This window comes from Pseudomonas sp., from assembly GCF_032058845.1.
Classification (GTDB): domain Bacteria; phylum Pseudomonadota; class Gammaproteobacteria; order Pseudomonadales; family Pseudomonadaceae; genus Aquipseudomonas.
Genome location: NZ_DAMCCR010000063.1, coordinates 1 through 25,476 on the forward strand (window position 1 = coordinate 1; position 25,476 = coordinate 25,476).

Annotated in this window: 19 protein-coding genes; 11 read left to right on the forward strand and 8 right to left on the reverse strand. The window is 63.8% G+C overall.

Annotation, left to right across the window (positions count from 1 at the left end; translation table 11 throughout):
* Window positions 1-553: protein-disulfide reductase DsbD domain-containing protein (locus RT028_RS13155; RefSeq protein WP_312935451.1), on the reverse strand; the 553-nt coding region annotated here is incomplete at its 3' end.
* Window positions 554-656: 103 nt separating this feature from the next.
* The gene (locus RT028_RS13160; protein ID WP_312935453.1) at window positions 657-2,585 is read right to left on the reverse strand and encodes a transglycosylase SLT domain-containing protein; all 1,929 of its coding nucleotides are present in this window, start codon (window positions 2,583-2,585) and stop codon (window positions 657-659) included.
* Between the two features lie 207 nt (window positions 2,586-2,792).
* Between RT028_RS13160 and RT028_RS13165 the strand changes: the two genes are divergently transcribed.
* Window positions 2,793-4,721 (forward strand): ATP-binding cassette domain-containing protein, encoded by a 1,929-nt coding sequence (locus tag RT028_RS13165; protein ID WP_312935454.1) that lies wholly within the window; start codon window positions 2,793-2,795, stop codon window positions 4,719-4,721.
* Between the two features lie 62 nt (window positions 4,722-4,783).
* Here the strand turns inward: RT028_RS13165 and RT028_RS13170 are convergent, their stop codons facing one another.
* Complete coding sequence (locus tag RT028_RS13170; RefSeq protein WP_312935456.1) at window positions 4,784-5,227, reverse strand: universal stress protein; 444 nt, start codon at window positions 5,225-5,227, stop codon at window positions 4,784-4,786.
* Between the two features lie 108 nt (window positions 5,228-5,335).
* Between RT028_RS13170 and RT028_RS13175 the strand changes: the two genes are divergently transcribed.
* From RT028_RS13175 to RT028_RS13205, 7 genes are all read left to right on the forward strand, one after another.
* Window positions 5,336-5,773 (forward strand): hypothetical protein, encoded by a 438-nt coding sequence (locus tag RT028_RS13175; RefSeq protein ID WP_312935457.1) that lies wholly within the window; start codon window positions 5,336-5,338, stop codon window positions 5,771-5,773.
* Window positions 5,774-6,363: 590 nt separating this feature from the next.
* Window positions 6,364-8,511 (forward strand): fatty acid oxidation complex subunit alpha FadB, encoded by a 2,148-nt coding sequence (fadB, locus tag RT028_RS13180; protein WP_312935458.1) that lies wholly within the window; start codon window positions 6,364-6,366, stop codon window positions 8,509-8,511.
* A gap of 31 nt (window positions 8,512-8,542) precedes the next feature.
* Window positions 8,543-9,718, forward strand: a complete 1,176-nt coding sequence (fadA, locus tag RT028_RS13185) for an acetyl-CoA C-acyltransferase FadA (RefSeq protein WP_312935459.1) — start codon at window positions 8,543-8,545, stop codon at window positions 9,716-9,718.
* A gap of 72 nt (window positions 9,719-9,790) precedes the next feature.
* A complete protein-coding gene (locus tag RT028_RS13190; RefSeq protein ID WP_312935460.1) occupies window positions 9,791-10,042 on the forward strand; it encodes a DUF1653 domain-containing protein in 252 nt (83 codons plus the stop codon).
* Between the two features lie 100 nt (window positions 10,043-10,142).
* Window positions 10,143-12,752, forward strand: a complete 2,610-nt coding sequence (gene topA, locus RT028_RS13195) for a type I DNA topoisomerase (protein ID WP_312935461.1) — start codon at window positions 10,143-10,145, stop codon at window positions 12,750-12,752.
* Between the two features lie 181 nt (window positions 12,753-12,933).
* Window positions 12,934-13,455 (forward strand): DUF6586 family protein, encoded by a 522-nt coding sequence (locus RT028_RS13200; RefSeq protein ID WP_312935463.1) that lies wholly within the window; start codon window positions 12,934-12,936, stop codon window positions 13,453-13,455.
* A 50-nt stretch (window positions 13,456-13,505) separates the two neighbouring features.
* Window positions 13,506-13,739 carry a hypothetical protein gene (locus RT028_RS13205; RefSeq protein WP_312935477.1) on the forward strand — a complete coding sequence of 78 codons (234 nt, stop codon included), beginning with the start codon at window positions 13,506-13,508 and terminating at the stop codon, window positions 13,737-13,739.
* Window positions 13,740-13,802: 63 nt separating this feature from the next.
* On the opposite strand, the gene sulA is transcribed toward RT028_RS13205, so the two are convergent.
* Together sulA and lexA are read right to left on the reverse strand one after the other, a co-directional pair.
* Window positions 13,803-14,279 carry an SOS-induced cell division inhibitor SulA gene (sulA, locus tag RT028_RS13210; RefSeq protein WP_312935465.1) on the reverse strand — a complete coding sequence of 159 codons (477 nt, stop codon included), beginning with the start codon at window positions 14,277-14,279 and terminating at the stop codon, window positions 13,803-13,805.
* 13 nt (window positions 14,280-14,292) lie between these two features.
* The gene (gene lexA, locus RT028_RS13215) at window positions 14,293-14,901 is read right to left on the reverse strand and encodes a transcriptional repressor LexA (protein WP_312935467.1); all 609 of its coding nucleotides are present in this window, start codon (window positions 14,899-14,901) and stop codon (window positions 14,293-14,295) included.
* A 245-nt stretch (window positions 14,902-15,146) separates the two neighbouring features.
* On the opposite strand from lexA, the gene RT028_RS13220 reads away from it, so the two are divergent.
* Window positions 15,147-15,860, forward strand: a complete 714-nt coding sequence (locus tag RT028_RS13220; protein ID WP_312935469.1) for a TetR/AcrR family transcriptional regulator — start codon at window positions 15,147-15,149, stop codon at window positions 15,858-15,860.
* A 43-nt stretch (window positions 15,861-15,903) separates the two neighbouring features.
* A complete protein-coding gene (gene nagZ, locus RT028_RS13225; RefSeq protein WP_312935479.1) occupies window positions 15,904-16,902 on the forward strand; it encodes a beta-N-acetylhexosaminidase in 999 nt (332 codons plus the stop codon).
* 58 nt (window positions 16,903-16,960) lie between these two features.
* Here nagZ and RT028_RS13230 read toward each other — a convergent pair whose 3' ends face one another.
* From RT028_RS13230 to mfd, 3 genes are read right to left on the reverse strand one after another with little or no spacing between them, the layout of a single operon-like run.
* Window positions 16,961-20,260 (reverse strand): DEAD/DEAH box helicase, encoded by a 3,300-nt coding sequence (locus RT028_RS13230; protein WP_312935471.1) that lies wholly within the window; start codon window positions 20,258-20,260, stop codon window positions 16,961-16,963.
* Window position 20,261: 1 nt separating this feature from the next.
* Window positions 20,262-20,834 (reverse strand): CsiV family protein, encoded by a 573-nt coding sequence (locus RT028_RS13235; RefSeq protein WP_312935473.1) that lies wholly within the window; start codon window positions 20,832-20,834, stop codon window positions 20,262-20,264.
* Window positions 20,835-20,844: 10 nt separating this feature from the next.
* A complete protein-coding gene (mfd, locus tag RT028_RS13240; protein WP_312935474.1) occupies window positions 20,845-24,294 on the reverse strand; it encodes a transcription-repair coupling factor in 3,450 nt (1,149 codons plus the stop codon).
* 166 nt (window positions 24,295-24,460) lie between these two features.
* Between mfd and RT028_RS13245 the strand changes: the two genes are divergently transcribed.
* Window positions 24,461-25,476: glyceraldehyde-3-phosphate dehydrogenase (locus tag RT028_RS13245; RefSeq protein WP_312935475.1), on the forward strand; the 1,016-nt coding region annotated here is incomplete at its 3' end.

Here is a 25,476-nt window from a genome sequence, read left to right on the forward strand (position 1 = left end):
ACGGGGTGAAGGCCAGGAGCAGGCCAAGGCCGAAGAAGGCCAGCAGGCTCCAGGCCAGCGAGCCATCCAGCAGGCCAGTGGCCAGGGCCTGGTCTGCCGCTTGTGCCGCCGGCGCTGCGGGGGCTGCGCCCAGCGGTGCACTCGCGATTGCCTCGCCCAGCTCGATGACCGTGGTCTGCGGCGGATAGCACAACCCGGCGTCGGCGCAGCCTTGCCAGCCCAGGCGCAGGGTGCCACGGGCGTTGGCGGGAAGACGCAGCTCGAGCTGCTCGCGGTAGATCGCACTGTCGCCAAAGAACTCATCGTGATGGTTCAGCGCCGGCGGCAGGGCAGGGTGCTGGTCGGCGGGCAACCCGTCGAACTTCAGGCGCTTCTGGTACAGGTAGTAGCCCGGCTGGATCTGGATATCCACCCGCAACTGGCCGTCGGACAGGCGCTCATGGCTGACGCGGAACGCTTGTTCCACCGGCAGGAAGTCCGGCTTGCTGGCGAAGGGGTTGGCGCTGAGCGCGGTGCTCAGCAGCAGGCTCGCGAGGAGCAGGAAAACGCGCATCGGGGGTGCCTTGGAGACGTTGAACGAGCGCGTAGCCTGGAGGTGGGTGATTAACGGCGGGTTAACGGGGCGGCGTGCTGTTCCAGCCACGCCGCACTACAGCCTACATGTCGTCGAAATACCGCTCGTGCCAGTCCACCAGTGGCTGCGGCGAGTTGAGCTTCTGCCCGTAGATCACCGAATAAGACAGCACGTTCTGCACATACTGGCGGGTTTCATCGAACGGGATCGACTCCACCCACACATCGAAGCTCAGGTGCTTGGCGCCGCGCAGCCATTGCCGTACGCGGCCGGGGCCGGCGTTGTAGGCGGCCGACGCGAGCACCCGGTTGCCGTTGAACTGGCTGTGCACCTGGCTCAGGTACGCGGCGCCGAGCTGGATGTTGGTATCGGGGTTGAGCACCTGCGCCGGCGAGGCCAGTGGAATGCTGAACTTGCGCGCGGTTTCCTTGGCGGTGGCCGGCATCAGCTGCATCAGGCCACTGGCGCCGACGCCGGAGCGGGCATCGTCCATGAATGCGCTTTCCTGGCGGGTGATGGCGAATACCCAGCTCGAATGCAGGCCGCGGACGTTGGCTTCGCGCACCAGGGTATCGCGGTGGGCCATGGGGAAGCGGATGTCCAGGTCGTCCCAGTACTGCGCCTGGCTGATGGTGCGGATGGCCGGGAAGTACCAGCGCAGCTCGTAGGCCAGGCGCGCCTGGGCGACCATTTCGTCGCGGCTGAAGTGACGACTGACGTAGTACCACTCGCGGCGGCCATCGACGATCTGCCCACGGGCGTGGAATTCCAGGGCACGGCGCACGCCCGGGGTGTTGCGCACCTTGTTGACCAGGGCCTGGCTCAACACCAGCGGCTTGTTGTTGAGCTGATAAGGCGTTTGGGCGCGATCAGCGGCGAGGAAACCGTAGAAGTCGCGTTCGCGGGCCACGGCCTTGTACAGCAGCGGCACCTGCGGGTCGTTCGGCTTGGCCAGCTCCAGGCTGCGTGCCTGCCAGTAACGCCAGCGGTTACTGCTGGCCAGTGCGGGCGGCAGGCGGCGGGTGAGCTCGTAGGCCTCTTGCCAGCGGCCCAGGCGCAGCAGCAGGCGCAGGCGCCATTCGCTGACGGTGTCATCGCGCAGTTCAGGGTCGTAGCGAGTCATCAGGTCGAGCGCGCGCGGGTCGTAGCGGCGCGCCAGGGTCAGGCCGATTTCGCGGGCGATGGCGACTTTTTCATCGCGGGAAAAGTGCATGCGCTGGGCGTAGTCATCGAGCATCGACATGGCCCGCTCCGGGTCCTGTCGCGCCAGGCGGCGCAGGCCCAGGCTGACCACATCGGACATCGCCTCGCTGGCCGGCGCGAAGCGCGACGGCTGGTCGAGCATCTCGGGCTTTTGCGCCACGTCGATCAGCAACTGGCCCTGGCTGGCGAGGGTCGGCAGGGTCTTGACCAGGCTGTTGGCCAACGCGTAGTTGCGGGTCTGAGCGGCCAGTTTCAAGCGCTCCCAGCGGCGCGCCTCGGTCAGTTGGCCTTCGGCAGCCCACATGCCGAACAGGGTGTCGCAGGCTGCAGGCTGGGATTTACCGGTGTGCCAGAGCTTTTCGGCACTGGCCAGGCCTTCGGCGTGCTGGCCATGGCTCAGCTGGTACTGGCCGTTGAGGCAGTCGAGTTCGGTGAAGTTGAGCTTGGGGTCGTAGTAGCGGGCGAAGGTGTCCCAATCGCCACGCTCGGCCAGCCAGCGCAACCAGCGCAGTTTCATCCAGTTGGCCTGGGGCAGGTCGCCGTGCGCTTTGAGAAAGGCCTCGATCTCGATGTTGCTGGCCGATTTCAGCCGCGCGGTGAGCTCGTCATAGGCCAGATAGGGCGTCAGCGGGTAGTCGCTCAGGGCCTGGATGTTGCGCAGGTACGGGCCCTTGTCGCCCTTGGCGAGCGCGCGTTTGGCTTCGTCATAGTACTGGCGTTGCTGAATGAGGTCAGTGGCCTGGGCCGCGCTGGTGGAGGCGGCGCCGAGCAGCAGGCAGGAAACGATCTGGAACAGGCGGCTGCGCATGATACGTCCGTGCAGTTGAACCATGGAAAGTGACGGCGTGGCCAGCACTGTGAGATGAGGGCCCTAGCTTAGCCGGTTGCCCGCAGGTGGCGAAAGCGCCGCGCAGCGTTTGCCCGATTGTGGACGAGCGGGGCGCCTATATCGGGGCGTTTGATGTCTCGGCACGCCAAACCGGGTAGAATGCGCGCCCGTTTTCTGGAGACGATCATGACCCTTCTCAAATTCAGCGATGTGTCCCTCGCGTTCGGCGCCATGCCGCTGTTGGACAAGGTGTCCTGGCAAATCGGCCGCGGCGAGCGGGTGTGCATCATTGGCCGTAACGGCACTGGCAAGTCGAGCATGCTGCGCATGGTCAAGGGCGAGCAACGCCCTGACGACGGTGAAATCTGGCGCAGCCCGGGGCTCAAGATCGGCGAGCTGCCGCAAGAGCTGCCCCTGGCCGACGACCGCAGCGTGTTCGATGTGGTCGCCGAAGGGCTCGATGGGGTTGGCGCGCTGTTGGCCGAGTACCACCACCTGAGCCAGAACATCGTCACCGACGAAGACCTGAACAAGCTCATGCACGTGCAGCACGAGCTGGAGTCGCGCGACGGCTGGCGCTTGCAGCAACTGGTCGACAGCACCTTGAGCCGTCTGCAGTTGCCCGCCGACAAAACCCTGGCCGAGCTCTCCGGTGGCTGGCGCCGCCGTGTGCTGCTGGCCCAGGCGCTGGTGTCCGAGCCCGATCTGCTGCTGCTCGACGAGCCCACCAACCACCTGGACATCGGCGCCATCGCCTGGCTGGAAGAAGCGTTGAAGGGCTTCACCGGCGCGGTGCTGTTCATTACCCACGACCGCTCCTTCCTGCAGAACCTGGCCACGCGCATCCTGGAACTGGACCGTGGCGGGCTGATCGACTGGAACGGCGACTACGCCAGTTTCCTGGTGCACAAGGAAGCGGCCCTGGCGGCCGAAGAGACCGCCAACGCGCTGTTCGACAAGCGCCTGGCCCAGGAAGAGGTGTGGATTCGTCAGGGCATCAAGGCCCGTCGTACCCGCAACGAAGGTCGCGTGCGTGCCCTCAAGGCGCTGCGCAATGAGCGCGGCGAGCGCCGCGAGCGCCAGGGCAAAGCCAACATCCTCATCGAGGCGGCCGAGAAATCGGGCAAGCAGGTGATGTCGCTGGAGAACGTCAGCTTCGCCCACCCCGGTGGTCCGCTGCTGGTGAAAGATTTCTCCATGGTCGTACAGCGCCAGGATCGCATCGGCCTGCTGGGTGCCAACGGCACCGGCAAGACCACCCTGCTGAAGATGATGCTCGGTGACCTGGAGCCGAGCGCTGGCAAGGTCGACCGCGGTACCAAGCTGGAAGTGGCCTACTTCGACCAGCTGCGCCACCAGCTGGACGTGGAAAAAACGGTGATCGACAACCTGGCCGAAGGCCGTGACTTCATCGAGATCGATGGGCAGAACCGCCATGTGCTGAGCTACCTCGGTGACTTCCTGTTCAGCCCGCAGCGGGCACGTACCCCGGTCAAGGCACTGTCGGGCGGCGAGCGCGCGCGTTTGTTGCTGGCCAAGCTGTTCAGCAAGCCAGCCAACCTGCTGGTGCTGGACGAACCGACCAACGACCTCGACGTCGAAACCTTGGAGTTGCTCGAAGAGGTGCTGTGCAACTACAAGGGCACCGTGCTCATGGTCAGCCACGACCGGGCCTTCCTCGACAACGTGGTAACCAGCACCCTGGTGTTCGAAGGCGAAGGCCTGGTGCGTGAATACGTCGGCGGCTTCGAAGACTGGATCCGTCAGGGTGGCTCGCCGCGCCTGCTGGGCGTGGCCGAAAGCAAGGGCGGCAAGTCCGAGCTCAACAGTGCCGTGGTCGAGAAGGTTGCCGAGGCCGCGCCGGTGGTTGCCTCTGAAGCTGCCGCAGAGCCTGCGAAGAAGAAACTCAGTTACAAGCTGCAACGTGAGCTCGAACAATTGCCGCAGCAGATCGATGCGCTGGAGCAGAAGATGGCCAAGGTGCAGGGCGAGATCGCCGATGGCAATTTCTATCAGCGGCCGAGCGCCGAGACCACGGCGGTGCTGGCGCAGCTGGAACAGTACCAGAGCGAGCTCGATGGCCTGGTAGAGCGCTGGGCAGAGCTGGAAGGCTGACAGCCCTTGGGCCGTTGAGGCCTGCAAACGTGCGCGGCGCCCCTGGAGGCGCCGCGTGCGTATCAGCTGTCTTTCTTTTGCAGGCGGACCGCAAGCACGTCACAGGGCGCGCCATGCAGCACGTCATTGGCGGTGGAGCCCAGGAGCAATGCCAGGCCGTGGCGGCCGTGGCTGCCGACCACGATCAGGTCGCAGTGCAGGTCCTGGGCCAACTGATGAATTTCCTGGCGCGGCTGGCCGTACTTGAGCTCCGAGTTACCCTGCTGGATCTCGGGGTACTTGGCGAACAGGCGATTCATGCGCTCCTTGGCCTGGTCGAACTGCTGCTGTTGCAGCTGCGACAGGTCCATGGGCACGTCGCCACCGAAGGCCATGGCCATCGGCTCAACGATGTGCACCAGCGACACCTTGGCGTTGTTCGGCGCGGCGACGGCCATGGCACGCTTGATCACGGGATCACACTCTTCCGTCAGGTCGACGGCGACCAGAAGATGAGAGTAGGACATGAGCGGCACTCCTGATGATCGGGGTAATGGAAGTATGGTTGCTTTTCAGGCACTCGCCGCAAATACGGCTGACACGCCTGGGTGCAACGCTTTAGGGGGCGTAGAGATATGACGGTATGGCTTGTGGTGTCAATCCTTGCGCTGATTTTGAGCCCGCTTGCCTGGCTTCGGCCTTCGCGCAAGCAGAGCCGGCAGATGGACCTGCGCCTGGAGGCGCGTCGAGCTGGGCTGGGCATGCAGTTGGCCCCGCAGCAGTGGCCGCACTGGCTGGAGAAACAGCCGCCGAGCCCTTGTCCGCAGTACCACTGTGCGCGCCGCGCGGGCCGCACTGATACGTGGAGCTACTGGCAGGCCAGCCCGGGAGTGTGGAGCAATCAGTGGCGTGAGGCGTGCGCCGAACCCCGTCTGCTGGCGGTGTTCAGCGGGCTGCCGGAGAGCGTCTACAAGGTCGAGGCCGACCCGCGCATGTTGGCCATCTACTGGGGTGAGCGCGGCGACGAGCAGGTGGTACAAACCATCAAGGATGCCTTGACGGCGCTGGCCTGAGCTTCACCCACGCTACTCACGCTCGAACGACATCGCGGGGCAGCCCCCGTTTCGACCACTGGTTCAGACCAGTCGAGCGAAACGGGGGCTGCCCCGCGATGCGTTGTGCGCCAGCACGGATGCGTCGTGTGGCCACACAAAAGGCCAGGCAGGCCGGGAAACGGGTTGACTATAGTTCATAACGGCAGTTCACAACGGCGGTTCACAACTGCAGTCCACAACGGCAGTTCAAATCGGCCGCTCCACACGGGCATCAGCGCTCAGGCAGCGGCTCGCTGTGCAGGCCGGTCATATGCCCGGCATGAATGATCCGCGATCATCGTCATCACCGCGTAGACCAGGCCGGTGCAGAATGACCGAACGGTCGCTTTCGCCGGACGCCGATGGGCATTTGACAACCCTGATCTTTTCGGAGAATGTGTGCCCACCCAAATCAAACGGGCGTATGAATTGAGCGTTTGGATGTTGCAGCGCTCCTACAGAATCCCGAGCAGCCTGCGGGTGGGTGTGCCTGGACACACAGGGCAATGATTGCCCGTATCCAGCGACCGGCAGGTAACGTTCAGCTTCCATATCGTGGAGATCAGTTGATGATTTACGAAGGTAAAGCCATCACGGTGAAGGCTCTTGAAAGCGGCATCGTCGACGTGCAGTTCGACCTCAAGGGTGAGTCCGTCAACAAGTTCAACCGCCTCACCCTCGAGGAGCTGCGCCTGGCCGTTGAGGCCATTGCCGCCGACGCCTCGATCAAGGGCGTGATCGTCAGCAGCGGCAAGGACACGTTCATCGTCGGCGCCGACATCACCGAATTCGTCGACAACTTCAAGCTGCCCGAAGCCGAACTGGTCGCTGGCAACCTGCAGGCCAACCGCATCTTCAGCGCCTTTGAAGACCTGCAGGTGCCGACGGTTGCAGCCATCAATGGCATGGCCCTGGGCGGAGGCCTGGAGATGTGCCTGGCCGCCGATTACCGGGTCATGTCCAGCAGCGCCAAGATCGGCCTGCCGGAGGTCAAGCTGGGCATCTACCCAGGCTTTGGCGGCACCGTGCGCCTGCCACGCCTGATCGGCCCCGACAACGCCATCGAGTGGATTGCCTCGGGCAAGGAGAACGGCGCCGAAGACGCGCTCAAGCTGGGCGCCGTGGATGCGGTGGTCTCGCCTGAACTGCTCGGCGCGGCTGCACTCGACCTGGTCAAGCGCGCCATCAGTGGCGAGCTCGACTACATGGCCAAGCGTCAGCCGAAGCTGGAAAAGCTCAAGCTCAACGCCATCGAGCAGATGATGGCGTTCGAAACCGCCAAGGGCTTCGTCGCCGGTCAGGCCGGACCGAACTATCCTGCGCCGGTCGAAGCCATCAAGTCGATCCAGAAAGCGGCCAACTTCGGTCGCGACAAGGCCCTTGAAGTGGAAGCCGCTGGCTTCGCCAAGCTGGCCAAGACCGAGGTCGCGAAAAGCCTGATCGGCCTGTTCCTCAATGACCAGGAGCTCAAGCGCAAGGCCAAGGCCCACGACAAGATCGCCCGCGATGTGAAGCAGGCAGCGGTACTGGGCGCCGGCATCATGGGTGGCGGTATCGCTTACCAGTCGGCGGTCAAGGGCACGCCGATCCTGATGAAGGACATCCGTGAAGAAGCGATCCAGCTCGGCCTCAGTGAAGCCTCCAAGCTGCTCGGCAACCGTGTCGAGAAAGGCCGTCTGACTCCGGCCAAGATGGCCGAAGCGCTCAATGCGATCCGTCCGGTGCTGTCCTATGGCGATTTCGCCAATGTCGACATCGTGGTCGAGGCGGTGGTCGAGAACCCCAAGGTCAAGCAGGCCGTGCTGGCTGAGGTAGAAGGGCAGGTGCAGGAGGACACGATCCTCGCGTCGAACACCTCGACCATCTCCATCAACCTGCTGGCCCAGGCGCTCAAGCGTCCGGAAAATTTCGTCGGCATGCACTTCTTCAACCCGGTGCACATGATGCCGCTGGTGGAAGTGATCCGCGGCGAGAAGTCCAGCGATGTGGCGGTGGCCACCACCGTGGCGTACGCCAAGAAAATGGGCAAGAACCCCATCGTGGTCAATGACTGCCCGGGCTTTCTGGTCAACCGCGTGCTGTTCCCGTACTTCGGCGGCTTCGCACGCCTGGTGAGTGCCGGTGTCGACTTCGTGCGCATCGACAAGGTCATGGAGAAATTCGGCTGGCCCATGGGCCCGGCCTACCTGATGGACGTGGTCGGTATCGACACCGGCCACCATGGCCGTGACGTCATGGCCGAAGGCTTCCCCGACCGCATGAAGGACGAGCGCCGCACGGCCATCGACGCGCTGTACGACGCCAAGCGCCTGGGCCAGAAGAACGGCAAGGGTTTCTACGCCTACGAGACCGACAAGCGCGGCAAGCCGAAGAAGGTCGCCGATCCGTCGGTGCTCGACGTGCTCAAGCCGGTGATCTACGAGCAGCGCGAGCTGAGCGATGACGACATCATCAACTGGATGATGATCCCGCTGTGTCTGGAAGTGGTTCGCTGCCTGGAAGACGGCATCGTGGAAACCGCCGCCGAAGCTGACATGGGTCTGGTCTACGGCATCGGTTTCCCGCCGTTCCGCGGCGGTGCGCTGCGCTACATCGACTCGGTCGGTGTGGCTGAATTCGTTGCCCTGGCTGATCAGTACGCCGACCTGGGGCCGCTGTACCACCCGACGGCGAAGCTGCGTGAGATGGCCCAGAACGGCCAGCGTTTCTTCAACTGAGCGGTCAACGAGCTAGAGCGAGAGATTTGATATGAGCCTGAATCCAAGAGATGTGGTGATCGTCGACTTCGGTCGCACGCCCATGGGCCGCTCCAAGGGTGGCATGCACCGCAATACCCGCGCCGAAGACATGTCGGCGCACCTGATCACGAAGTTGCTCGAGCGCAACGCCAAGGTCGATCCCAAGGAAGTCGAGGACGTGATCTGGGGCTGCGTCAACCAGACCCTGGAGCAGGGCTGGAACATCGCCCGCATGGCGTCGCTGATGACGCCGATCCCGCACACGGCAGCCGCGCAGACCGTCAGCCGTCTGTGTGGCTCGTCGATGAGCGCGCTGCACACGGCCGCCCAGGCGATCATGACCGGCAACGGTGATGTGTTCGTCATTGGCGGGGTAGAACACATGGGCCACGTCAGCATGATGCATGGCGTCGACCCCAATCCGCACCTGTCGCTGCACGCCGCCAAGGCTTCCGGGATGATGGGCCTGACCGCCGAAATGCTCGGCAAGATGCACGGCATCAGCCGTGAGCAACAAGACCTGTTCGCTTTGCGCTCGCATCAACTGGCGCACAAGGCGACCGTCGAGGGCAACTTCAAGGACGAAATCATTCCCATGCAGGGCTATGACGAGAACGGTTTCCTCAAGGTCTTCGACTTTGACGAGACCATTCGTCCGGACACCACGCTCGAAGGGCTGGCCTCGCTCAAGCCGGCGTTCAACCCCAAAGGCGGTACCGTGACTGCCGGCACTTCGTCGCAGATCACCGATGGCGCTTCGTGCATGATCGTCATGTCCGGCCAGCGTGCCATGGACCTGGGCATCGAGCCGCTGGCGGTCCTGCGCTCGATGGCGGTGGCCGGTGTCGACCCGGCAATCATGGGCTACGGCCCGGTGCCATCGACCCAGAAAGCCCTCAAGCGCGCGGGTCTGAGCATCAATGACATCGACTACTTCGAGCTCAACGAAGCCTTCGCTGCGCAGGCCCTGCCGGTGCTGAAAGATCTGAAAGTGCTCGACAAGATGGATGAGAAGGTTAACCTGCACGGCGGCGCAATCGCCTTGGGCCATCCGTTTGGTTGCTCCGGTGCGCGAATTTCCGGCACCTTGCTCAACGTCATGAAGCAGAAAGGCGGTACGCTCGGGGTCGCCACCATGTGCGTCGGCCTTGGTCAGGGCATCACCACTGTCTTCGAACGGCGCTGATCGTTTCGTTGTCACAGCAGCCGGGGCCCAGTGCCCCGGTTTTTGTTTTTTGCAGGTTCAGGAGTGTGTGACATGCAGGTACAGCCAGGCATCTACCAGCATTACAAAGGGCCTGAGTACCGCGTGTTCGGTACTGCGCGCCATTCGGAAAGCGAGGAATGGATGGTCTTCTACCAGTGCCTGTATGGCGATTTCAGCCTGTGGGTGCGGCCTTTGTCGATGTTCCTCGAGACGGTCGAGGTTGACGGAACCCAGGTGCCACGCTTTGCTTTGCGCCAGGTAGAAGAGGGACCGTTTTCGGCACTCACTGCGCCACCGCTCTGAACGACTGCGCTTGACCTCACTCTGTCGCCACTATATATAGCGGTGCCGCGTCCGGCACCCGGCGCGTTATTCATCTCCAGATTCAGGAATACACCGATCCATGGGCAAATCGCTGGTCATTGTGGAATCCCCGGCCAAGGCCAAGACCATCAACAAGTACTTGGGCAACGAGTACGTGGTGAAGTCGAGTATCGGCCATATCCGCGACCTCCCCACCAGCGGTTCGGCCAGCGCCTCCAAGGAGCCAGCCGCCAAGCGCGGCAAGGCTGCGGCCGATGCGCCGGTGGTTCCGCCAAAGGAAAAGGCCCGTCGCCAGCTGGTCGCCCGCATGGGCGTCGACCCTGATGCGGGCTGGAAGGCCAAGTACGAGATCCTCCCCGGCAAGGAGAAGGTCATCGATGAGTTGCGTCGCTTGGCCAAAGACGCCGACACCATCTATCTCGCAACCGACTTGGACCGTGAGGGTGAAGCCATTGCCTGGCACCTGCGCGAGGCCATTGGCGGCGATGACACCCGCTACAAGCGCGTGGTGTTCAACGAAATCACCAAGAAGGCCATTCAAGAGGCCTTCTCGCGTCCGGGCGAACTCGATATCGCCCGGGTCAACGCCCAGCAGGCGCGCCGCTTCCTGGATCGCGTGGTCGGCTACATGGTCTCGCCACTGCTCTGGTCCAAGATCGCCCGTGGCTTGTCGGCGGGCCGCGTGCAGTCGGTAGCGGTCAAGCTGGTGGTCGAGCGCGAGCGCGAAATCCGTGCGTTCAACCCCGAAGAGTACTGGGAAATCCACGCCGACCTGAGCAGCGCCAAGAAGGCCAAGGTGCGCTTCGAGGTTGCCCGCCAGAATGGCGAAGCCTTCAAGCCGCTCAATCAGGCGCAGGCCATGGCCGCCCTGGAGCAGCTCAAGGCTTCCAGCTACAGCGTGAGCAAGCGTGAGGACCGTCCGACCAGCAGCAAGCCGTCGGCGCCGTTCATCACCTCGACCTTGCAGCAGGCTGCGAGCAACCGCCTGGGTTACGGCGTGAAGAAGACCATGATGATGGCGCAGCGTCTGTACGAGGCGGGCTACATCACCTACATGCGTACTGACTCCACCAACCTGTCCACCGATGCAGTGGAGATGGCACGCAGTTACATCGAGCGCGAGTTCGGCAGCCAGTACCTGCCCGAGGCGCCCATCGTGTACGGCAGCAAGCAGGGTGCCCAAGAGGCGCACGAAGCGATCCGCCCCTCCGACGTCAGCACCCACCCGAGCAAGATCAGCGGCATGGAGCGTGATGCCGAGCGGCTGTATGAACTGATCTGGCGTCAATTCCTGGCCTGCCAGATGCCGCCGGCCCAGTACCTGTCCACCAGCATCACTGCCGTGGCCGGCAACTTCGAGCTGCGTGCCAAGGGCCGGATTCTCAAGTTCGACGGTTACACCCGAGTGCTGCCGCAACAGGGCAAACCCGGCGAAGATGACGTCTTGCCGGAAATGGCCCAGGGTGAAGCGCTCAAGCTGATCGAGCTGGACCCGAGCCAGCACTTCACCAAGCCGCCGGCGCGCTTTACTGAAGCCAGCCTGGTCAAGGAAATGGAAAAGCGCGGCATTGGCCGGCCTTCGACCTACGCCGCGATCATTTCCACCATCCAGGACCGCGGTTATGTGACCCTGCACAACCGTCGTTTCTACTCGGAAAAGATGGGCGACATCGTCACCGAGCGGCTGTCCGAAAGCTTCTCCAACCTCATGGACTACGGCTTCACCGCCGGCATGGAAGAGCACCTCGATGACGTCGCTCACGGTGAGCGTGACTGGAAAAACGTGCTCGACGAGTTCTACGGCGACTTCAGCAAGAAGCTGCTGACCGCCGAGGCTGCGGAAAACGGCATGCGCGCCAACCAGCCCACCATGACCAACATTGCCTGCAAGGAATGTGGTCGGCCGATGATGATTCGTACCGCCTCCACCGGCGTGTTCCTCGGCTGCTCGGGTTACACGCTGCCGCCCAAGGAACGTTGCAAGGCCACGGTGAACCTGGTGCCAGGCGACGAAATTGCCGCCGATGACGAAGGCGAGTCGGAGTCGCGCGTGCTGCGCAGCAAGCACCGCTGTCCGATTTGCGCCACCGCCATGGACGCCTACCTGCTGGATGAAAAGCACAAGCTGCACATCTGCGGTAACAACCCGGATTGCCCGGGCTACGAGATCGAAGAGGGCACCTATCGCATCAAGGGCTATGAAGGTCCGAGCCTGGAGTGCGACAAGTGCGGCAGCGAAATGCAGTTGAAGACCGGACGCTTCGGCAAGTTCTTCGGCTGCACCAATGCGGCGTGCAAGAACACCCGCAAGCTGCTCAAGAACGGTGAGGCAGCGCCGCCGAAGATGGACAAGGTGGAGATGCCTGAACTCAAGTGCGAGAAGGTCGACGACACCTATGTGCTGCGCGATGGTGCCTCCGGGCTGTTCCTGGCGGCGAGCCAGTTCCCCAAGAACCGGGAAACGCGCGCGCCGTTGGTGATGGAAATCGTGCCGCACAAGGCCGAAATCGATCCCAAGTATCACTTCCTGTGCGAGGCGCCGGAGAAAGATCCGGAAGGTCGCCCGACGGTCATTCGTTATAGCCGCAAGACCAAAGAGCAGTACGTGCAGACTGAGGTCGAAGGCAAGCCGACGGGCTGGAAGGCGTTCTACGATGGCTCGGCCTGGAAAGTCGAAGACAAACGCTGATCACGAGCAATACGCTGATCACTGGCAACACACAGCGGGGGCAAGCCGAAACAAACGGCTTGCCCTCGTTGCGTTTGGCTTGCAGTGCAGGCGTACTGACGCTACAACTTCGCCGTTGAACCCTTGCACCTTTATCGCTTACCAACGGCTTGCCACGTCGCGCTTCAGGAGACCTCGCACCATGGCCCAGGAACTCTATACCCGCACCAATCAGAAGCTGTTCTTCGCAGGGCTTGCCTTGGAGTCGATGGGCAAGGCCCAGCAGAGCCAAGCCATGAACGCCCAAGGCCTCGTGCAAGCCGAGCGCGAAGCAGCCGTGTTTCATCTGTACGGGGCATTGCTAGGATTGTGCCACGAGATTGCCGGCTTCTATCGACTCCCTCAGGCGGGTGCCCAGCGGGCAGAAGATTTGTTGCACGACGACATGCTGCGTGACGTGGCGATCCCTGAAATGGCCGAGCTGTTGGAGCTGGCCGGCAGCCGCGACAGTTGGTTGGCGAGTTTGCTGCAAGCGTATGCCGATTTGTTCCGACCACCTGTCGCGAAGAAAGCGCCCAAGACCGACGTGACCCAGCCCTTGATTCAGGCCGTTAACCTGGATGCGCCCGAGCAGGCGGCCGTGGGCGTTGAGGAGCTGCAGCGTTGGCGTGGCGACTTGAAGGACGTTGTACGACGTTTCCGAGACGCGCTGAGTGAGTGCTGATCCACGCCGTGGCTGCTACAATGATGGCCTTTCGTGGAGAACAGCCCTTTATGTCAACGTCGTTTCTTGAAATTGTCGAGCTGCCTGATGGTCGCATTGAGCTGCGCCGCGCCGAAGATGAAGGTTCGCTCGTTACCTTGAGCTTCTCTGAAGATGCCAAGGTCTTTCTGCAAGGACAGCATGTCGAAGTCGCCAAGGCCATGCTCAGCGTTGGCGTACAGATGGCAGGGCGTTTGGTCGAAGGTGATCTGGAGCGAGACGAAGGCCCACGCGTTCTGCACTGACGTCGACAGAATGATTCAGCTGCTTGCCTTGAACAGGTGAGCAGCCCAGGCAAAGCCTGAACATCAGCTGATGCGGATGTTCAGGCTTTGTGCTTTACCAGCACTGGCAGCTCGAACCAGAAGCTGGCGTGCGCTGGCATTGAGGCTGCCGAGCCAGCTGATGACGGTGTGGCTGCGCCCGAGTCGCAATGCTTCGCCTGCCAGATGCAGCGCGCTCTGGTTGCCGCGAGGGTGCAGCAACAGAATACGTTCGCGGTTCAGCCCCGCGTCGCGCAACCAGGCCTGGGTCAGGCTTGCAGGCGGCGCGATCAAGGTCAGCCAACGGCTGTCGTCTTCTTCGCTCAGCTCTCGTAATACCGGTGCCAGCAGGCTGTGGCACTGCCCCGACGCACCCCGTAGGGTCAGCTCGCTGAACAGGTCGGGACGGCAGTACTCGCCAGCCGGTTCGCGGGTTTTGAGACCAGGTAGCACGGGTTGGGCCAGAAAGGCTTCAAACAGTGACAACTGGGTATGCTCGGGTGCGTGGGTGGACGTATGCATGGCGCCTCCTCGGTCAGCGGCGAATGACGCCGACGCTCAAGCCTTCGATGACCAGTTCCTGATCTTTCAGGTCGACTTCGATCGGGGCGAATTCTGGGTTTTCGGCAATGAGCCAGACTTTGCTGCCTTCGCGCTTGAAGCGTTTGACGGTGACTTCGTCGCCGATGCGTGCCACGACGATCTGGCCGTTACGCGCTTCGCGGCAGGTGTGCACGGCCAGCAGGTCGCCGTCGTAGATGCCGACGTCTTTCATGCTGGTGCCGTGAACGCGCAGCAGGTAATCGGCGCGAGGATTGAAGAAGTCGGGGCTGATGTTGCACGATTGCTCGATGTGCTGCTCGGCGAGAATCGGCGCCCCGGCCGCGACCCGGCCGACGATGGGCAGGCTCGAGTCTTCGGCTTTGGTCTCCACACCAGGGATGCGGATGCCGCGTGAGGCGCCAGGGGTCATTTCGATGGCGCCTTTACGGGCCAGGGCCTTGAGGTGTTCTTCGGCAGCATTGGGTGACTTGAAGCCGAGCTCCTGGGCGATTTCTGCGCGGGTGGGCGGGAAACCGTTTTCTTCAAGGCAGCGCTTGATGAAGGCGAGAATTTCAGCTTGGCGTGGCGTCAGTTTCAACATGGCGGGCGCTCTGTTCTTTTATCCAGTGACTGGGATTATATACAGTAGTTGGTCCGCTGCAAGCACTCTGTTCCCAAGCGCCGGTTGCGCACTGTCCCAGGCCGCTTGCGCAGCCTGATGGTAAGCGGCTGCAGGGCAGGGAATCCGGGCCTGTGCACCTTCGACCCATCGGTCACACATTCTTGACAGCGGCCACTCTGAAACGTATGTTTCAAACAACTGTTTGTCTGGCGAATAGGTAAGTCATGGCCCAATCCGAAACCGTTGAGCGCATTCTCGACGCTGCCGAGCAGCTGTTCGCGGAACGAGGCTTCGCCGAAACCTCGCTGCGCTTGATCACCAGCAAGGCTGGGGTCAACCTGGCGGCCGTAAATTATCATTTCGGCTCGAAGAAAGCCCTGATCCAGGCCGTTTTCTCCCGCTTTCTAGGCCCTTTCTGTGCAAGTCTCGAGCGCGAGCTGGATCGTCGCCAGGCCCAGCCTGAGCTCAGGCCCAGCCTGGAAGAGCTGCTGGAGATGCTGGTGGACCAGGCCCTGGCCGTGCAGCCGCGCAGCAATAACGACCTGTCGATCTTCATGCGTCTGCTGGGCCTGGCGTTCAGCGAAAGCCAAGGTCACCTGCGCCGCTACCTCGAAGACATGTACGGCAAGGTGTTCCGCCGCTACATGCTGCTGGTCAACGAAGCCGCGCCGCGCATTCCACCGCTCGAGCTGTTCTGGCGCGTGCATTTCATGCTGGGCGCTGCAGCTTTCAGCATGTCCGGCATCAAGGCATTGCGCGCCATCTCCGAGACCGATTTCGGCATGAACACCTCGATCGAACAGGTCATGCGCCTGATGGTGCCGTTTCTCGCCGCCGGCATGCGTGCCGACAGTGGCGTCACTGACCCGCACATGGCCGGTGCCCAGCTGCGTCCGCGCAACAAGCCGGTCGCTCAAGCGACACCCGTCAAGGCATGAGCCTGCCCCTCCCTGTATTGAAGGATCTTCTATGACTGCCCGCCTGCAAGGCTCGCTGATGGTGGATATCGCCGGCACCTGGCTGACCGCCGAAGACCGCGCTCTGTTGCGCCAGCCGCAAGTGGCCGGCCTGATCATCTTTGCCCGCAACATCGAAAGCCCGCGCCAGGTGCGCGAGCTGTGCGCCTCGATTCGCGCCATTCGCCCGGACCTGATCCTCGCCGTGGACCAGGAGGGCGGTCGCGTGCAGCGCCTGCGGCAGGGCTTCGTGCGCCTGCCAGCCATGCGCGCGCTGGCTGACAACGAGAGCGCCGATCAGCTGGCCGAACAGTGTGGCTGGTTGATGGCCACTGAGGTGCTGGCCGTGGGCCTGGACCTGAGCTTCGCGCCGGTGCTGGACCTCGATCACCAGCGCAGCGCGGTGGTGGGCAGCCGGGCGTTCGAGGGCGAGCCGCTGCGTGCCACGCACTTGGCCGGGGCTTTCATTCGCGGTATGAACGCCGCAGGCATGGCCGCCTGTGGCAAGCATTTCCCCGGGCATGGTTGGGCTGAAGCCGACTCCCACGTGGCGATCCCCACTGACGAGCGCAGCCTCGAGCAACTGCGCCAGGCTGATCTGCTGCCGTTCAAGCACCTGAGCACGCAGCTGGCCGCCGTGATGCCCGCGCACGTCATCTACCCGCAGGTCGACAATCAGCCCGCCGGCTTCTCGCGCCGCTGGCTGCAGGACATCCTGCGCGGCGAGCTGGGCTTTGAGGGGGTGATTTTCAGTGATGACCTGTCGATGGCCGGCGCGCACGTGGTGGGCGACGCTGCCAACCGCATCGAAGCCGCGTTGAGTGCAGGCTGCGACATGGGCCTGGTCTGCAACGATCGCGCGGCCGCCGAGTTGGCACTCAGTGCAGCGCAGCGCTTGCAGGTCAGCCCTTCGCCTCGCATCGCCAACATGCGCGGGCGTGGCTTTGCGCGCACCGACTACCGCGAACAGCCGCGCTGGCTGGAGGCGATCAGCGCCTTGCGTGCTGCGCAACTGATCGACTGAACCCCGGACTCTGCTGGAAACCGCTTGATCCGCCGTCCCAGGCCTTTCAGCTCAGAACCTAGCGTCCGCGCTTGCCGGGCAGCGGCGCAAACAAGGCCTCGATGTCTTCATCAGCCATGCGCCATTGCCCGGCGGCGCCGTCTTTCAGCACGCCGGCCGCCAGGGCGGCTTTCTCCAGCTGCAGTTGCTGGATCTTCTCTTCTACCGTGCCGCGCGTGATCAGCTTGAAGACGAATACCGGCTTGTCTTGCCCGATGCGGTAGGCGCGGTCGGTCGCCTGGTTCTCACTGGCCGGGTTCCACCACGGGTCGAAGTGGATCACGGTATCGGCCGCGGTCAGGTTGAGGCCCGTGCCACCGGCCTTCAGGCTGATCAGGAACACCTCGCTTTCGCCGCCCTGGAACTGCGCGACAGGCGTGCGCCGATCGCGGGTGTCGCCCGTCAGCAGGCTGTAGCGAATGCCCCGCTTGACCAATTCCTCCTCGATCAACGCCAGCATCGAGGTGAACTGCGAGAACAACAGCACCCGCCGCCCTTCGCTGAGCAGTTCAACGAGCATTTCGAGCAGGCTGCCCAGCTTGCCCTTGTCGTGCTGCGGGCCCTTGACGTCCACGCCCTTGACCAGGCGCAGGTCGCAGCAGACCTGGCGCAACTTGAGCAAGGCCTCGAGGATGACGATCTGACTGCGCGCCGCGCCGTTGCGGGCAATTTCTTCGCGGACCTTCTTGTCCATGGCCACGCGCACGGTTTCGTAAGTGTCGCGCTGGGCGTCGCTCAGCTCTACCCAGTGGACCATTTCGGTTTTCGCGGGCAGGTCGGTGGCCACCTCTTCCTTGGTGCGGCGCAACAGAAAGGGCCGGATACGCCGTACCAGGTGGCTCAAGCGCTCGCTGTCGCCATGGCGTTCGATGGGGGTGCGGTAATCCTTGGTGAACTGCTTGCTGTCGCCCAGCCATCCCGGCATCAGGAAATGGAAGATCGACCACAGTTCGCCCAGGTTGTTTTCCATCGGCGTGCCGGTCAGGCACAGGCGTTGTCCGGCGTTCAACGCACGGGCCGCCTGGGCGGCCTTGCTGGTGCTGGTCTTGATGTTCTGCGCCTCGTCCAGCACCAACGCGTGCCACGTCTGTTGCTTGAGGATGTCGAGGTCGCGCGGCAGCAAGGCATAGGTGGTCAGGACCAGGTCGTACTCGGCCAGCGCGGCGAAGTGCTGGGCGCGGCCTGCACCGTGCAAGGCCAGCACGCGCAGTGCGGGCGCGAAGCGCTGGGCTTCGTCGAGCCAATTGGGAATCAGGCTGGTGGGCATCACCAACAGGGCCGGCTGGGTCAGGCGCCCGGCCTGTTTCTCCAGGAGCAGATGGGCGAGGGTCTGCAGCGTCTTGCCCAGGCCCATGTCGTCACCCAGAATACCGCCGGTGCCCATCTCGCGTAGCGCCTGCAGCCAGTTCAGGCCCTGTTGCTGATACGGGCGCAAGGTGGCGTTCAGACCTGCCGGAGGCGCCACTTCAAGCTCGCGCGCATCGCGCAGGCGCCGGCCCAGTTGCCGCACCTGCTCCCCGCCTGCCCAGCTCAGGGGCAGGCCCTCGATCTCGTTCAGGCGCGCGGCGTCGGCGCGCTCGAGGCGTACGCTGGGGCCGCTGACCTGATCGTGCTGATAGAGCTCGCCGAGGGTGCGCATCACCGCGCGGATGCGTCCGTAGGGCAGGGCGACGCGCAGCGCGGGGCTGTCATGGCGAGCGCTGTTGAGGTCGATCAGCAGGTGCTCGTCATCGCCGCGCTTGGCCAGTTCGTGGCTGCGCAGCAGCTCGGGGTTGCTGCGCAACAGTTGCAGCATGATGGGCAGCAGGCTGTAGCGCTCACCCCCGACCACGATGCCCAGTTCCAGGTCGAACCATTCATGCCCAGGCGCTTCATCGATGTCGGCGTACCAGTCCTGCACCTCGTGCAGATGAAAGGCGAAGTCACGCTGCACTTCAACCGTCCAGCCCGCTTCACGCAGTGCCGGTAGCCCTTGGCGGGCGAAACGCAGCCAGGCGTCGTCATCGGGCAGCTGGAGCATTTCGCCTGCGCTGTCTGGCAGGGCCTTGCTCTGCCGGGTAGCCGGCTTGAAGCCCCAGGCACGCAACGCATCGCGCAACTCACGTTCGGTGTCGAGCTGGCGCTGGATGCGCTGGTGCGTGCTGCCGGCCAGGCGCGACACGGGCTTGTCGTCATTGCCGCTGGCGCGCAGACCGTCATAGTCGAAGGCCAGGGCAGCACGGTGCTGCATTTGCCGCTGCATGCGCCCGGTCTTGGTCGCATAGGCGCTGAACTCGACGCTGCCCAGGGTCAGGTGCGGGCTGGGCTGGACGGTGTCGATGAGCTCTTCGTGCAGTTGAGTCGGGGTCGGCAGGTGCTGATTCAGCGTATTGAGCTTGTGCGTCAGCGGCACGATCAGGTGTTCAGGCACCTCGGGGGCCAGCGTCAACTGCTGGGCAATGTGTGGATCGAGCGCGTGCTCGAGCAGGCCCAGTTCCTGGGTCTGCGCATCGTAGTAGTACAGCGGCAGCAGCGGCAGCACACAGGGCAGGGCGCGCTCCTGGTGAACCCACACGCCACGGTAGCTGCCATTGTCCAGGCGCACCCAGCGAAACTCGGCAGCACGCGCGCCGCCCTGGCGGATGAACGGCATGTCGGGCTCATGGATCAGGCGCCCGGTGTCCAGGGCGCGCTGCAGCAGTTCGCCGCCTTCCTGGCCCTTGAGCTCGTAGCCCTGCTGCGCGCCGCTCGGATCGTCGAGGGCGGCGAGCAGGCGCAACAGGCGCAGGTCGTCTTCTTTGACGAAGCGCGGGGGCTGGTAGAGCAATTCATACAGCGATTGCAGACGCTTGAACTGCAGCGCGTCGTTGTCGAACACTCCCTTGCGTACCCGCAACCCGCAGGTGCGATCGTCGAAGAGCATCAGTTGATAGCAGACCAGGCGTCCACGCTTGTCTTCGTTGCTGGCCACGCTTGGCGGGGTGAGGCCCTGCAGCCAGTGCTGCAGCTCGGCCGGCAAGGCGTCGCTGGGGGTCGATTGAGACTGACCGGCGAGGGTGTAGAGCACGGCCGCGCAGTGCTTGCAGTTGACCTTCACCGGGCAGGTGCAGCGCCCTTCGACTTCACAGTAGCGCCCATGCACGTGCAGCGTGATGCGCTGGCGGTAGTGCTGGCCTTCGCTGCCGCGGCAGCGCGCCTGAACGTCGTCCAGCTCGAAGCCGGTGAGCTCGACCCGGCCCTGTTGGGCATAGCGCTCGCCACGCTGCAGGCATTGCGTGCTGAAGGAGTGGGTCCAGTCGCCATGCTCGCGCAGCAGCGTGCCCAGCTCGTGCGCGTTCACCTCATTGCTCCATCAGTTGAGCGTCCGCAGCGGGCTGCGCGCGCATGCCAGCCGGCGTCACCTTGATCAGAACGGCCAGGTGCCCGCCATCGAGAAAGTTCAGCTGCCCGCGCTTCATGTTGCTGTTGCTCTGGCGGAACTGTTCGCTGCGCTGCACGCCGCCATTGCTGTCGAGCTGGTTGACCCAGAAGCGCGCCCGGGTGGCGACGAAACGCCCATCGGCCAGGCTCAAGGTGCCTTCGATCGGCGAGCGACCATAGGTTTGCTCGCCGGCGCTCAAGGCGACCGCCGTGGGTTCTGCGCTCAGGCTCTGTTGCCAGGCCTGGTGCAGCAGCACGGTGTAGTCGCCCGACGCCTGCAGGCGCTCGACCATGTCGCCCAGGCTGGGCGGACGTTCGGCTTCTGCGGCCAGCGGCGCGGCACCGGCCCGCCAATCTTCCGGCGCGGCTGCGCCATACAGGGCGGGCACGGCGTTCTGCCTGATCAGCAGCAGCTCGACCCGATACAGCCCGTCGGCACCGGCCAGCGGGGCGAACAGGGCCAGCATCAGGCCCAGGCTTGGAATGGCACGCATGGATCTTCCTTCAGGCAGTCGTTGGGGTCAGGCGCTCGAACAGCGCTTCGAGGGTCGAGAAGCGCTCGTCAGCGCGCTCCATCGGCACCATGAAGCGGAACTGCGTGGCACCTTCGAACTTGTAGCGCTTGGGTTGGCTCTGGATCAGCTTGATCAGCGTCAGCGGCTCGACCACGGTTTGTGCTTCAAAGTCGATCTTGCCGCCATTGGGGCCGGCATCGACTTTCTTGATGCCGAGCTTTTCCGCTTGCAGCTTGAGCAGCGTCAGGCGGATGAGGTTCTTGGTCGGCTCGGGCAGCAGGCCGAAGCGGTCGATCATCTCGACCTGCAAGTCTTTCAGGCCCTCTTCGTCGGCGGCTGAGGCGATGCGCTTGTAGAGAATCAGGCGCGCATGCACATCAGGCAGATAGTCTTCGGGAATCAGTGCCGGCAGGCGCAGGTTGATTTCTGGGCCGCCGCCCAAGGGCTGCTCCAGGTTCGGCTGGGTGCCCTTGCGAATGGCCTTCACGGCCCGCTCCAGCATTTCCATGTAGAGGGTGAAACCGACCGCCTGAATCTGCCCGCTCTGGCCTTCGCCGAGCAGCTCGCCGGCGCCGCGGATCTCCAGGTCGTTGGTGGCCAGCACGAAGCCGGCGCCGAGGTCCTGGGTCGCGGCGATGGCCTCCAGGCGCTTCTCGGCATCGGCACTGATGCCCTGGCGCGATGGCGTCAGCAGGTAGGCATAGGCCTGGTGGTGGCTGCGCCCGACGCGGCCGCGCAACTGGTGCAGCTGGGCCAGGCCGAACTTGTCGGCGCGCTCGATGACGATGGTGTTGGCGCTCGGCACGTCGATGCCGGTCTCGATGATGGTCGAGGCCACCAGCACGTTGAAGCGCTTGTGGTAAAAGTCGCTCATCACCTGTTCCAGCTCGCGCTCGCGCATCTGCCCGTGGCCGATGCCGATGCGTGCTTCAGGCACCAGGGCGGCGAGGTCGGCAGCGCATTTCTCGATGGTTTTCACATCGTTGTGCAGGTAGTACACCTGGCCGCCGCGCAGCAGTTCGCGCAGCAGGGCTTCCTTGATGGTGCTGTTGTTCTCTTCCATCACGAAGGTGCGCACCGACAGGCGTCGTGCCGGCGGCGTGGCGATGATCGACAGGTCGCGCATGCCGGCCACGGCCATGTTCAGGGTGCGTGGAATCGGCGTGGCAGTGAGGGTGAGGATGTCGACTTCGCTACGCAGGGCCTTGAGCTGTTCTTTCTGGCGCACGCCGAATCGGTGTTCTTCGTCGATGATGACCAGGCCCAAGTCTTTGAACTTCACATCGTCCTGCAACAGCTTGTGGGTGCCGATGAGGATGTCGATCTTGCCTTCAGCGAGGTCCGCTGCGGCAGCAGAAATGTCCTTGGCCGATTTGAAGCGGCTCATCACCTCGACCACCACCGGCCAGTCGGCGAAGCGGTCGCGGAAGCTGTTGTAGTGCTGCTGGGCGAGCAGGGTGGTCGGCACCAGCAAGGCCACCTGGCGGCCGCTGTGCACGGCGATGAATGCCGCGCGCATGGCCACTTCGGTCTTGCCGAAGCCGACGTCGCCGCAGACCAGACGGTCCATGGGTTTGGCCGCCAGCATGTCCTGGCGCACCGCTTCGATGGCCGATTGCTGGTCCGGGGTTTCCTCGAAGGGGAAGCCGGCGCTGAACGTGGCGTAGTCGGCCGCAGGGTCGGCGAAGGCATGACCCACGCGAGCAGCGCGGCGGGCGTAGATGTCGAGCAACTCGGCCGCCACATCGCGCACCTGCTCGGCGGCCTTGCGCTTGGCCTTCTGCCAGGTTTCCGAGCCGAGGCGGTGCAGTGGCGCCAGGGCGTCATCGCTACCGGTGTAGCGGGCAATCAGGTGGAGGTTGGCCACCGGCACGTAGAGCTTGGCGTTCTCGGCGTATTCCAGGGTAAGGAATTCGGCGGCCTGGCCGTCGATCTCCAGGGTCGCCAGGCCCAGGTAGCGGCCCACGCCGTGGTCGATGTGCACCACCGGCGCGCCTTCGCGCAGCTCGGTGAGGTTCTTGATCACGGCGTCGTTGGCGGCTTCGCCGCGTTTCTCGCGGCGACGACGTTGCATCACGCGCTGGCCGAACAAGGGGCTTTCGGCGATCAGCGCCAGCTCGGGTTGCTCCAGCAGCAGGCCGTCGTCCAATGGCGCGATGGTGATGGCCAGACGCGCCGAGCTGGTGACGAAATCGGCCCAGCTGTCGACCGCTTTGGGGCGCAGCTTGAGGCGTTCGAGCAGCTCCAGCAGCACCTCGCGGCGCCCGGCCGACTCTGCGGTGAAGAGCACCCGGCCGGCGAACTGATCGAGGAACTGTGACAGCGCCGCCAGCGGCTGGTTGGCCTTGGCTTCGATGGCCAGCTCCGGCAGACGCTGGCTGGCGAAGCGTTCACGACCGGCGCCGCTGCCGACGTCCTCGCTGCTGACCACCACGCGCGGCCACTGCTTGAGCTGGGCGAAGCAGTCTTCGACCGGCAGGAACAGCTCGGCGGGCGGCAGCAGCGGGCGGCTCAGGTCACCGCGGCGGTCTTCATAGCGCCCGCGCACATCGTTCCAGAAGGTTTCTGCGGCCTGCTCGACCCCCGGCAGGGAAAACACCTGGGTGTCGCTGGGCAGGTAATCGAACAGGGTGGCGGTTTCTTCGAAGAACAGCGGCAGGTAGTACTCGATGCCGGCCGGGATGATGCCGCTGGCCAGGTCCTGGAAGATTGCACTGCGGCGGAAATCCACGTCGAAGCGTTCGCGGAAGCGCGCCTTGAAGCGGGTGACTTCGTCTTTCTGCATCGGGAATTCGCGCGCCGGCAGCAGGCGTACCGACTCGACCTTGTCGATCGAGCGCTGGGTGTCCGGGTCGAAGGTGCGCAGGGTCTCGATTTCGTCATCGAACAGGTCGATGCGGTAGGGCAGTTTGCTGCCCATCGGGAACAGGTCGAGCAGGGCCCCGCGTACCGCGAACTCGCCGTGCTCGTAGACGGTGTCGACGCAGCGGTAGCCGCTCGCCTCCAGGCGTGAGCGCATCTGTTCGACGTCAAGCTTCTGGCCGACATCCAGCACCAGGCTGCCGCCGAGCAGAAAGCGCGTCGGCGCCAGGCGGTGCAGGGCGGTGGTGATGGGCACCACGAGGATGCCGTGGTCCAGCTCCGGCAGTCGATACAGGCTGGCAATGCGCTGGGAGATGATGTCCTGGTGCGGCGAGAACAGGTCGTACGGCAGGGTTTCCCAGTCGGGGAACGGCAGCACGGGCAGGTCAGGCGCGAAAAAGCGCAGCTCCTGCTCGAGGCGGTCGGCGGCCTGGCTGTCGGCGGTCAGCAGCAAGGTGAAGCGGCCGGCAGTGCTGGCGGCTTCGGCAATGGCAAGACTCAGGGCGGCGCCCTGCAGGTTGCCCCAGGTTTGCTTGCCGGCGGTGGCCGACATTTTCGGGAGGCGCAGAACTGACACGGGAGATGGGACTCCAAGCGTTGCGGCAAAGGGATCGATTGTACCGGGGGCGAGCATGGCTGTCAGGCTCATGCAGGTGTTGACCCCGTAGCACCCGTAACGTGCGTCGCTCATTGCCCGATAGCTTCGGGGGCGGCATAATGTAGCCCCTTTTTTTTGTCCCTACATGTGGAAGGTTCCCGTGACTCAGAAGCCCGACCAGTGTCTTGGTGAGTGGATCGATCGTGAAGCGCTTGCCGAAGCGATGATTCCGCTGATTGGTCAGCTGTACCGCAATAACAATGTGGTCAGCTCGATCTATGGCCGCAGCCTGATCAACCGTTCGGTGATCTCGATCCTCAAGGCGCACCGCTTTGCGCGCCATCGCCAGACCGACGAGTGCGAGCTGTCCGTGCACGAGACGTTCCCACTGCTCAAGGCCATGAGCGAGCTGAAGCTCGGCGCTGCCTCGGTCGACCTGGGCAAGCTGGCCAACAAGTTCAAGCTCGAAGGCAATGGCCGCAGCGCCGAAGCCTTCGTGCGTGAAGAAATGGCCGATGTGGTCGGTCAGCAGGGCGCTTCTGCCGCCAAGGGCACTGACGTGGTGCTGTACGGCTTTGGCCGTATCGGTCGCCTGCTGGCGCGCATCCTGATCGAGAAGACCGGTGGTGGTGACGGCCTGCGCCTGCGCGCCATCGTCGTGCGCAAGGGTGCCGAGAACGACCTCGTCAAGCGCGCCAGCCTGCTGCGTCGTGACTCGGTGCATGGCCCGTTCGATGGCACCATCGTCATCGATGAAGCCAACAACACCATCACGGCCAACGGCAACCTGATCCAGGTGATCTACGCCAAGAACCCGAGCGAAGTCGACTACACCCAGTACGGCATCAACGATGCCCTGATCGTCGACAACACCGGTGTATGGCGTGACGCCGAAGGCCTGAGCCAGCACCTGGCCTGCCCGGGTGCTGCCCGCGTGATCCTCACCGCACCTGGCAAGGGCGCGCTGAAGAACGTCGTGCATGGCATCAACCACGGCGACATCACCCCGGAAGACAAGATCGTCTCGGCGGCCTCCTGCACCACCAACGCCATCGTGCCGGTGCTCAAGGCGGTCAACGACAAGTACGGCATCATCAACGGCCACGTCGAAACCGTTCACTCGTTCACCAACGACCAGAACCTGATCGACAACTTCCACAA